8 protein-coding genes are annotated in these 9,429 nt (G+C 73.5%); 4 read left to right on the forward strand and 4 right to left on the reverse strand.

The window, feature by feature from the left end; all coding sequences use genetic code 11:
- Positions 1-2: 2 nt before the first annotated feature.
- The gene (locus ACFXGX_RS19370) at positions 3-932 is read right to left on the reverse strand and encodes an LLM class F420-dependent oxidoreductase (RefSeq protein ID WP_384792369.1); all 930 of its coding nucleotides are present in this window, start codon (positions 930-932) and stop codon (positions 3-5) included.
- Between the two features lie 92 nt (positions 933-1,024).
- The gene (locus ACFXGX_RS19375; RefSeq protein WP_384792372.1) at positions 1,025-1,699 is read right to left on the reverse strand and encodes a DUF5995 family protein; all 675 of its coding nucleotides are present in this window, start codon (positions 1,697-1,699) and stop codon (positions 1,025-1,027) included.
- 172 nt (positions 1,700-1,871) lie between these two features.
- Between ACFXGX_RS19375 and ACFXGX_RS19380 the strand changes: the two genes are divergently transcribed.
- Positions 1,872-2,972 (forward strand): glycoside hydrolase family 6 protein, encoded by a 1,101-nt coding sequence (locus ACFXGX_RS19380; RefSeq protein ID WP_384792567.1) that lies wholly within the window; start codon positions 1,872-1,874, stop codon positions 2,970-2,972.
- Here ACFXGX_RS19380 and ACFXGX_RS19385 read toward each other — a convergent pair.
- A complete protein-coding gene (locus tag ACFXGX_RS19385; protein WP_384792375.1) occupies positions 2,954-4,345 on the reverse strand; it encodes a uracil-xanthine permease family protein in 1,392 nt (463 codons plus the stop codon). The two genes, ACFXGX_RS19380 and ACFXGX_RS19385, sit on opposite strands and share 19 nt — an antisense overlap.
- 121 nt (positions 4,346-4,466) lie before the next feature.
- On the opposite strand from ACFXGX_RS19385, the gene ACFXGX_RS19390 reads away from it, so the two are divergent.
- Both ACFXGX_RS19390 and ACFXGX_RS19395 read left to right on the forward strand, forming a co-directional pair.
- Entirely contained in the window at positions 4,467-5,807 is a 1,341-nt protein-coding gene (locus tag ACFXGX_RS19390; RefSeq protein WP_384792378.1) for an alginate lyase family protein, read from the forward strand.
- Between the two features lie 103 nt (positions 5,808-5,910).
- On the forward strand, positions 5,911-6,369 hold the full coding sequence (locus ACFXGX_RS19395) for an acyl-CoA thioesterase (RefSeq protein WP_384792381.1): 459 nt from the start codon (positions 5,911-5,913) through the stop codon (positions 6,367-6,369).
- Here ACFXGX_RS19395 and ACFXGX_RS19400 read toward each other — a convergent pair.
- A complete protein-coding gene (locus ACFXGX_RS19400) occupies positions 6,329-7,540 on the reverse strand; it encodes an MFS transporter (RefSeq protein WP_384792384.1) in 1,212 nt (403 codons plus the stop codon). The genes ACFXGX_RS19395 and ACFXGX_RS19400 overlap by 41 nt on opposite strands.
- 130 nt (positions 7,541-7,670) lie before the next feature.
- Between ACFXGX_RS19400 and ACFXGX_RS19405 the strand changes: the two genes are divergently transcribed.
- Positions 7,671-8,903 (forward strand): ROK family transcriptional regulator, encoded by a 1,233-nt coding sequence (locus tag ACFXGX_RS19405; RefSeq protein WP_384792387.1) that lies wholly within the window; start codon positions 7,671-7,673, stop codon positions 8,901-8,903.
- Positions 8,904-9,429 lie beyond the last annotated feature (526 nt).

Raw genomic sequence — 9,429 nt, forward strand, 5'->3', positions numbered from 1 at the left:
GGTCACACCCCGGCCGCCCGCGCCGCTTCGTACACCTCGGCCGCCACGTCCTTCAGCTCCTCGGCGTCCCGGACCACGCTCTGCAGGTCGAGGAAGATCTCGTCGAGGCCGATCTCGGCGTGGGCGACCAGGTCCGCCACGATCTGTCCGACGTCACCCTGGAAGGGCTGCCGGTCGTCGCCCGCGTACGGCTTGGGCGTGTAGCGCGGGTTCGTGCGCAGCACGGTCCGCAGCGGCCGGGTGCGCCCGCGCTCGGCGGCCAGGTCCTGCAACCGGCGCCACTGCGAGGCCAGTTGCTCGACGCCCATGCCGATCGGCATCCACCCGTCCGCGTGGTCGACGAGCCGGCGCCGGGCCTTGCCCGTGTTGGCGGCGAGCAGGATCGGGATCGGCCGGGCCGGCTTGGGGCCGACCACGGCCGAGGCGATCCGGGTGAGGGTGCCGTCGTAGACCACCGGGTCGGGGCCCCACACCGCGCGGCACACCCCGATCACCTCGTCCAGGGCGTCGCCGCGCTCCTCGAAGGGCCGCGCGGAGGCGGCCGCGTACTCGTCGAGGGACCAGCCCGTGCCGAGGCCCGCCACGATCCGGCCGCCGCTGGCCGCGTCGAGCGTGGCGAGGGCCTTGGCGAGCTGGAAGGGGGTGTGCAGCGGCGCGACCAGGACACTGGTGCCGAGCTCGACGCGCTCGGTGACCGCGGCCGCGAGGGCCAGGGTCACCAGGGGGTCGGCGACACCGCGGTAGGAGTCCGGCCAGGCCAGTCCCTCGACGCCGTACAGCCCCTGGGTCGGGGGGTCCGGGAACAGGGCCCGCTCGAAGACCCACAGGCTGTCGAACCCGATCGACTCCGCGGCGCGTGCCACGCCGGGCACGTCCCGTCCGAGGTCGTAGTGCTTCATCTGCGGGAGGGTGAGGCCGAGTCGCGTCGTCATACAGGTGTACTCCTTCGCATCCGGGTGTGCCGGAAGGTCAACGTACAGTGAGCGTCCGGTTGTTCCGGCGAGGGCCGCGTCGCGTGGCCGGATCAGTCCGGCAGGGGAGTGAGCAGCATCCGGCCGGCCAGGCCCACCGCCGCGTCGAGACGGTCGCCGAACTCCTCGGCCAGGTCGGGCAGTCCGCGCAGCGCCCACAGGGCCCGCGCCGCCGCCCAGGTGGCCTCGCGGGCCCGCTCCAGACTCCAGGAGCCGAGCAGATGGGTGAGCGGATCGGCGATCTGGAGCAGGTCGGGTCCCGGCATCAGCTCTTCGCGGACGCGTTCCTCCAGCGAGACGAGGAGATCGCCCACGCTGTCGAACTCGTCCTCCAGGTCGGCCGGTTCGCAGCCGAGCGTACGACAGGCGTCCACCACGGCGAGCGCGAGATCGTGCCCGATGTGCGCGTTGATGCCCGCGAGCGCGAACTGCAGGGGCCGTACCCCCGGATGACGGCGGAAGCGCAGCAGCGGCCGCCAGCAGGCGGGTGCCGGGCCCTCCTCTGCCACCGCCAGATAGCGCTCCGCGAACCGCACGTCCAGCGCCGCCGCGGCCTGCCGGTCGGGGAACACCCCGGCGTCCAGACGACGGTCGAACTCCTCGGTGACCGTGAGGTAGACGCGGTTGAAGACCGCGAGGCCGTCGCGCTCGGGAAGCGTCGCGTCCAGGGCGCGCATACGGGCGACGACCATGTCAACAGAAGTGGTGAGCTGTGCCGACTGCGCCATGAGGGCAGCGTCCCAGTCCTAGGGTGGCCCGCGTGCCGCCGGGCCGACGGCTTCCCCAGAACGGGGGAACGCGGCCGGGGCCGGAGTGGGAGAACCGTACGTGTCAGGCTCACGTGTCCAGTGGCCCGTCGAGCGCGGGGCCGAGCGCGGCAGGTCCGTGGGGCGCGGTGTCATGGTCGCCGTCGCCTCGGTCGTGGTGGCGGCCGGCACCGTGACGGGGACGGTGTCCGCGCTCGGGCATGCTTCGAAGGACGCGGGACCGCCGTTGGCCCGCTCGTCCGCCCCCTCGCCGTCCGGCGCGCCGACGGCGGCGGGCGGTTCGGCCACCCCGTCCCCTCCGAAGCCGGCCTTCCCGGAGCCGGCCGCCGAGCCCTCGCCGAGCGCGCGGAGGCCGCGGGCCACGGCGCCGCCCGCCCTCCTCTACCGTCACCCCGACTCCCAGGTACGCGCCTGGGTCGACGCCCATCCCGGTGACGCCCGGAGCGCGGTCATCGCGTCCCGGATCGCCGGCCGGCCGGCCGCGGTGTGGTTCGCGGACTTCACGCCGTCCACCGTCACCGCGCGGGTCGGGGCCGTGACCTCGGCCGCCGCCGAGCGGGGCCGGGTGCCGGTCCTCGTGCCGTACGCCGTCCCGCGGCGCGACTGCGGCGGCGCCTCGGAGGGCGGGGCGCCCGACCTCGCCGCGTACGACGGCTGGATCGACGGCTTCGCGGCGGGGCTCGGCTCCCGCGAGGTCGTCGTCGTCCTGGAACCCGACTCGATCGCCGAGTCCGACTGCCTCACCGAGGGGGAGCGGGCCGGCCGCTTCGCCTCCCTGGCCCGCGCGGGGCGGGTCCTGAAGGCGGCGAACCCCAGGGCCCGGGTCTACTACGACGCGGGCAACTCCGACTGGAACCCGGCCGCCGCGCAGGCCGCGCTGCTGCGGCGGGCGGGCGCGGCCTCGGCCGCCTCCTCCGACGGCGTCTTCAGCAACGTCTCCAACTTCAACCGGACGGCCGACGAGACCGCCTACGACCGGCGGGTCCTCGCCGCGCTCGGCGGCCCCCCGGGCCTCGGCGCCGTCGTCGACACCAGCCGCAACGGCAACGGCGCCGCCCCCGGCGGGGAGTGGTGCGATCCGCCGGGCCGCAGGATCGGGCCCGCGCCGACCCTGAACACCGGGGAATCCGGGATCGACGCCTACCTGTGGGTGAAGCCGCCGGGGGAGTCGGACGGCTGCCGGGGCGAACCGGGAACGTTCTCGGCCGAGTACGCCTATGAGCTGGCGCGCTGATCCCCGGGCCCGTCGTACGCCGACGTCCCCGAGTCGAGCAGCGGTTCCTGCCGGAGGTGGGCCGGGGCCATCGCCCGCAGCGCGTGATAGCCGGTGATCACGACGATGGTGCCCAGCGCGATGCCGTTCAGCGAGAAGTTGTCCGTGAACTTCAGGGTGACGCCGCCGATGCCGATGATGATGCCCGCGGCGGCGGGCACCAGGTTCAGCGGATTGCGCAGGTCCACCCGGGCGTTGAGCCAGATCTGCGCACCGAGCAGGCCGATCATGCCGTAGAGGATGACGGTGATGCCGCCGAGGACACCGCCCGGGATCGCCGCGACCACCGCGCCGAACTTGGGGCACAGCCCGAAGAGCAGGGCGAAGCCGGCGGCGGCCCAGTAGGCGGCCGTGGAGTAGACCCTGGTCGCGGCCATCACGCCGATGTTCTCGGAGTACGTGGTGTTGGGCGGGCCGCCGACCGCCGTGGAGAGCATGGAGGCGGCGCCGTCCGCGGAGATCGCGGTGCCCAGTTCGTCGTCCAGCGGGTCGCCGGTCATCTCACCGACGGCCTTGACGTGCCCCGCGTTCTCCGCGACCAGCGCGATGACCACCGGTAGCGCGACGAGGATCGCGGACCACTGGAACGCCGGTCCGTGGAACGACGGCAGTCCGATCCAGTCGGCCCGCTCGACCCCGGAGAGGTTCAGGCGCCAGTGGTCGGTGACCTCGCCGCTCGCGTCCGCCGCGTGGATCCGGCCGAAGATCCGGTCGAAGGCCCAGGAGATCGCGTAGCCGAGGACGAGGCCCATGAAGATCGCGATGCGGGACCAGAAGCCGCGCAGGCACACCACGGCCGCGCCGGTCGCCAGCATGGTGAGCAGCGCCGTCCACTGGTCCTGCGGCCAGTACGTGGAGGCGGTCACCGGCGCCAGATTGAACCCGATCAGCATGACGACCGCGCCGGTCACGATCGGTGGCATCGCCGCGTGGATGATCCTCGCCCCGAACCGCTGGACGGCCAGACCGACCAGGAACAGCGCCACGCCGACCACGAAGCACGCGCCGGTCACCGTGGCGCTGGTGCCGCCCTGCGCGCGGATCACGGCGGCGACGCCCACGAAGGAGAGCGAACAGCCCAGGTAGCTGGGCACCCGGCCACGGGTGGCGAGCAGGAAGATGACCGTCGCGACGCCGGACATCATGATCGCGAGGTTGGGGTCGAGCCCCATCAGAACGGGGGCGACGAAAGATGCCCCGAACATCGCCACCACGTGCTGGGCACCCAGCCCGAGGGTCCGGGGCCAGGAGAGGCGTTCGTCGGGGCGGACGACCGCTCCCGGGGCGGGAGTCCGCCCGTCGCCGTGCAGTTTCCAGCGCACGCCTAGGTCCATGGTGCGGGTTCGCTTTCTCTGTACGTGAATATGTCCGGACCATTGTCACGTCCCACCTGCCGCTCTACGCTCAACCGGTCCACCTCATGAACAACGTTCATATGTATGATCGGAGTGTTCTGTGAGCGCACGATCCAGACTGAGCCTGACGATCGCGGCGGCCGCGGTCGCCCTCGCGTCCCTCGCCGTCCCCTCGGCGTCCGCCCGTACGACGTCCCCGCCCGTCCCCCCGGCGTCCGCTCGCGCCGCGTCCGCGGCCGGCCCCGCGGTGTCCGGGCGGGCCGCGTCCGAATCGCCGGAGACCGTGGTCCTGGACGGTGACCGACTGCGGCGCACCCGCGCCCGGGTGGAGAAGGGCGACCGCCGACTCGCCCACTCCCTGCGCGCGTTGACGGCCCGCGCCGACAACTGGCTGGACCAGGGCCCCTGGACGGTCGTCGACAAGCCGAAACCCGCACCCGGCGGCGACGTTCACGACTACCTCAGCCAGGCTCCCTACTGGTGGCCCTCGCAGCCGGCCACCGCCGGCAACCCCTGGGGGTGCCCCTACGTCCAGCGGGACGGACAGCGCAATCCCGAGGTGGACACCGGCACCGACCGCCAGGACGTCGAGAAGGTCTTCGACTCCGTCTACGACCTCGCGCTCGCCTGGTACTACACCGGCGAGAAGCGGTACGCGGTGAAGGCCGGCCAGGTCCTGCGCACCTGGTTCCTGGACCCGGCCACGCGGATGAACCCGAACCTGGACCACGGCCAGTTCATCCCCTGCAAGTACGACGGCCGGGCCATCGGCATCATCGACTTCTCGCAGTCCTACACGAGCGTCCTCGACGCGATCGCCCTCCTGGACACGGGTGCCCCCGGCTGGTCCCGGCGCGACCGGGCCGCGATGCTCGCCTGGAACACCGGCTACCGCGACTGGCTGACGGACAGCGCCTTCGGCAAGGAGGAGGGCGCGGCGCGCAACAACCACGGCACCTTCTACGACATGCAGCTCGCCGCCCTCGCGTACGCCACCGGCGACAAGGACCTCGCCCGCAGGACCGTGCTCGCCGCGGGCGCCCTGCGCATCGACCCGCAGATCGCCGCGGACGGCGGCCAGCCCCAGGAGCTCGCCCGGACCCGGAGCTGGCACTACTCGACCTTCGACCTGGTCGCGTACACCCGGCTCGCGGCCATCGGCCACAAGGTCGGCGTGGACCTGTGGGCGTACCGGGGGCCGGACGGCCAGAGCCTGTTCAAGGCCGTCGACTACCTGCTGCCCGCCGCGACCGGAGCCGAGCCGTGGAGCCGTCCCGAGCTGGAGTTCCACCGCTTCGCGGCGAGCGATGTGGTGCACGCCGCGGCCGACGCGGGAGACCGGGCCGCGCGGGCCGCCGTGCCGGCGCTCGAAGCGCCGCCCGGCGGTGATCTGTGGGAGCTGCGGCCCGCCGCCGAGCAGCTCGACTCGATCGCGGGCTGATCCCGCCCGGACGAGGTTCCTGAGCGTTTGCTTAGGATGGGGGTGTCCTTTCAGCCAGGCCCGCCCCGTGCGCGCGCCGCAGCACGCTCCAGGAGCCCCGCCCGTGACCGCCGAAGCACCCGTCGCCCCCGCCCTCCCGTACGGACGGCTTCTGCCCGTCACCGTCCACTTCGACGACCTCGACGCGCTCGGGCTGCTGCACAACGCCCGCTACGCGGTCCTGGTCGAGCGCGCCTGGACCGCGCTGTGGAACGAGCGCGGCTTCGGCTTCGACGGCGACTGGGAGGCGGCGGGCGACTCGTGCAACGCGGTCAAGGAACTGCGGATCAGCTACGAGGCCCCGGTCAGCCGCCCCGGCCCGTACGCCGTCCACCTCTGGCTGGAGAGGCTCGGCAACACCGGGCTGACGTACGGCTTCCGGTTCTGCTCCCCCGACGGCGCGGTCACCTACGCGCACGGAACCCGGGTGCTCGTCCGGCTCGACGCCGGGACGCTGCGCCCGACGCCGTGGAGCGACCGGTTCAGGGACGTGGGCCGGGAACTGCTGCGCTCGGAGGGCTGACCTTCGGGCTGACGCGATCCCCGGCGCGCAGCACACCCGCGAGCGTGACCAGCCCGAACGCCAGGATCGTGACCAGCCCGAACGACACCATCAGGTTCGTCGCCTGCGCCACGGACCCGATCAGGCTCGGCGCGATGAGCCCCGAGGTGTACGTGATGGTGGCGACGCCGGCGATGGCCTGACTGGGGTTGGGGCCGCTGCGCCCGGCCGCCGCGAAGCAGAGCGGCACGACGACCGCGATCCCGAGCCCGAGCAGCGCGAAGCCGCCCATCGCCACCGCCGGATGCTCCGCGACGACGATCAGCAGCCCGCCGAGCACGGCCAGTACACCGCCGGCCCGCACGGTGCGAACGGCGCCGAAGCGGTTCACCATCGAGTCGCCGGCCAGTCGGGCCACCGCCATGGTCAGCATGAAGCCGGTGGTGGAGGCCGCGGCGAGACCGGCCGAGGTGTCCAGCCGGTCGCGCAGATAGACCGCCGACCAGTCCAGGCTCGCGCCCTCCGCGAAGACCGCGCAGAAGCCGACCGCGCCGATGAGCAGCGCCGACCGGGGCGGCAGCGCGAACCGCGGCGGCGGCTCCTCGTCCTCGGTGGGCTTGAGGTCGAGCACCCAGCGGCAGGCGACCAGGCCGAGGAGCGTGAGGGTCGCGGCGGCCAGGGCGTGATGCAGGCGCGCGTCGGCGCCCAGATGCGCGGCGAGCGTGCCGGCCGCCGCGCCGATCAGCGCGCCGCCGCTCCACATGCCGTGCAGCCCGGACATGATCGACTTGTCGAGGCGGTTCTCGACCTCGACACCCAGCGCGTTCATGGCGACGTCCGCCATCCCCGCCGTGGCGCCGTACACGAACATCGCGACGCACAGGGTCGGCAGGTTCGGCGCCAGGGACGGCAGGATCAGGGCCAGCGTCCACAGGGCGATGAGCCCGCGCAGCGCCGTGCGGCTGCCGAAGCGGTGGGTGATGCGGCCGGCCAGCGGCATCGAGCAGGACGCGCCGAGCGCGGTGAAGGCGAGGGCGAAGCCGAGCTGCCCCGCGCTGACCGACGCGTGGTCCTGGATCCACGGCACACGGGTCGCGAAGGACCCGGTGACGGCTCCGTGCACGGCGAACACGGCCGCCACGGCGTACCGGGCGCGCCTGACCTCGCGTTGGTCGTGGACGACTTCACTCATGCTCGGGCCCCTCCCCGGTGATGGTTCCACGGCGTGCGGCCGTAAACTATCAGGAACCCTGCCTGATAAATAGATGACCGCTCACCGCCCGGTCGTCCGGCGGCCTCGGCGATCTGGGAGGATTCCCGCCATGCCCGCATCCCCGAGCACCGCACGGGCCATCAACGACCGGCTCGCCCTGCGGCTGCTGCAGCAGGAAGGCCCTTTGACGGCAGGGCGGTTGAAGCAGCTCACCGGACTGTCCCGGCCGACCGTCGCCGATCTCGTGGAGCGCCTCACGGCCTCCGGCCTCGTCACGGTCGTCGGGGAATCGGGGGAGCAGCGGCGCGGCCCGAACGCCCGGGTCTACGGGATCGTCGCGGACCGCGCCCACCTGGCCGCACTGGACGTCCGTACGGAGGGAGTCTCCGTCGTCGTCTCCGATCTGGTCGGCCGAGTCCTGGCCGAGGCGTCCGCGCCCATCGGGGAGGGCGCCGGGACCGGACCGGCGGTGGAGCAGGCGGCCGCGCTGGTCGAGCGGGCGGCGAAGGAGGCCGGGACCCTCGGGGCGCCGCCCCCGCGCGAACGCGACGGCGGGTGGGGCAGGCTGCACACCGTCGGCATCGGGGCGCCCGGCCTGATCGATCCCGCCAGCGGTGAACTCCGCAACTCCACCGGCCTGCCCGAGTGGCACCGGCGCCTGGTCGCGGCCCTCCAGGAACGGCTCCCCGAGGCACGCGTCCTCGTCGAGAACGAGACCAACCTCGCGGCCATCGCCGAACAGCGGGACGGCGTCGCCCGCGACCGCGACACCTTCGTCCTGCTGTGGCTCGGACACGGCACCGGCGCCGCCGTCGTCCTGGACGGCGCCCTGCGCCGCGGCGCCTCCGGGGGAACCGGGGAGATCGGCTTCCTGCCGGTGCCGGGCACCACGACCCTGCCCTCGGCGACCGACTGCGGGGGCGGCTTCCACTCGCTGGTCGGGTCCGCGGCGATCGCGGAGCTGGCGGCGCGGTACGGCGTCTCGGCCCGGCCCGAGGGCCATGAACCGCATGCCGCGGCGCTGGTCCGGGAGGCGATGGCGACCCCCGGCTCCGCGACGGCCGACGGCTTCCTCGGCGCCCTCGCCGACCGCCTCGCCATCGGGGCGGCCTCCGTCAGCGCCGTGCTGGACCCCGGCTGTGTCGTCCTCGGCGGAGAGGTGGGCCAGGCGGGCGGCGAGGAGCTCGCGGCACGGGTCGGGCGACGGCTCGCCGGTATGTCGCCGCTCCCGACCGAGGTGCGCGCGAGCACGCTGGGCGGCGGCGCGGTGCTGCGTGGCGCCCTGCTGATCGCGCGCGACGGCGCCCAGGACGAACTGTTCGCACCACCGTCGTCCCGGTAGGACCGGTCGCTCCGCCGTCGTTCCGATGGCCCGGTCGCACCGCCGTCCCGGTGGGCCCGGCGCGGGGCCGGCTGGAGACCCGGCGGCGGGGCAAGGGCCTTCGTCACCGCCGCCGGGTCGATCGTGGGGGGACCGGCAATGAATGATCACGCAGTCTTGATCGAGGACATTAAGAGGACTAGACCAGAGCGTCAATAGGTATGGACCAGTTGCGGGAACCTGTGACCTGCCCCAAGGCCGCGCGGGGCCAAGGAGGTTGGCCGGGGGACCGTTCCGCGGAAGTCCATGCCGAGCCGCTGTGAGCCACCCCACAGAGGTGCGGCCGTATGACCTTCGTTCGGGCGTGGCACACTGGCCATGTACCAGAAGCAGCGCACTCCGGGGTCGGTGTAATTCCGAACCGGCGGTTATAGTCCGCGACCCGGGGGGGGGGGGGGGCCCCGCCCCCCCCCCCGGGGATACTCTCTCGAACGCTCTGGACGTCAGAGAGTGTGGGGAGCGCGGGGGGGGCGCGGCGAGAGAGGGG

Source organism: Streptomyces sp. NPDC059371, assembly GCF_042751995.1.
Lineage (GTDB): Bacteria > Actinomycetota > Actinomycetes > Streptomycetales > Streptomycetaceae > Streptomyces.

What these genes read in the sequence shown, in the direction of transcription:
- ACFXGX_RS19370 (WP_384792369.1), bottom strand. Translation starts at nt 932, where the DNA reads ATGACGACGCGACTCGGCCTCACCCTCCCGCAGATGAAGCACTACGAC.
- ACFXGX_RS19375 (WP_384792372.1), bottom strand. Translation starts at nt 1,699, where the DNA reads ATGGCGCAGTCGGCACAGCTCACCACTTCTGTTGACATGGTCGTCGCC.
- ACFXGX_RS19380 (WP_384792567.1), top strand. Translation starts at nt 1,872, where the DNA reads ATGGTCGCCGTCGCCTCGGTCGTGGTGGCGGCCGGCACCGTGACGGGG.
- ACFXGX_RS19385 (WP_384792375.1), bottom strand. Translation starts at nt 4,345, where the DNA reads ATGGACCTAGGCGTGCGCTGGAAACTGCACGGCGACGGGCGGACTCCC.
- ACFXGX_RS19400 (WP_384792384.1), bottom strand. Translation starts at nt 7,540, where the DNA reads ATGAGTGAAGTCGTCCACGACCAACGCGAGGTCAGGCGCGCCCGGTAC.
- ACFXGX_RS19405 (WP_384792387.1), top strand. Translation starts at nt 7,671, where the DNA reads ATGCCCGCATCCCCGAGCACCGCACGGGCCATCAACGACCGGCTCGCC.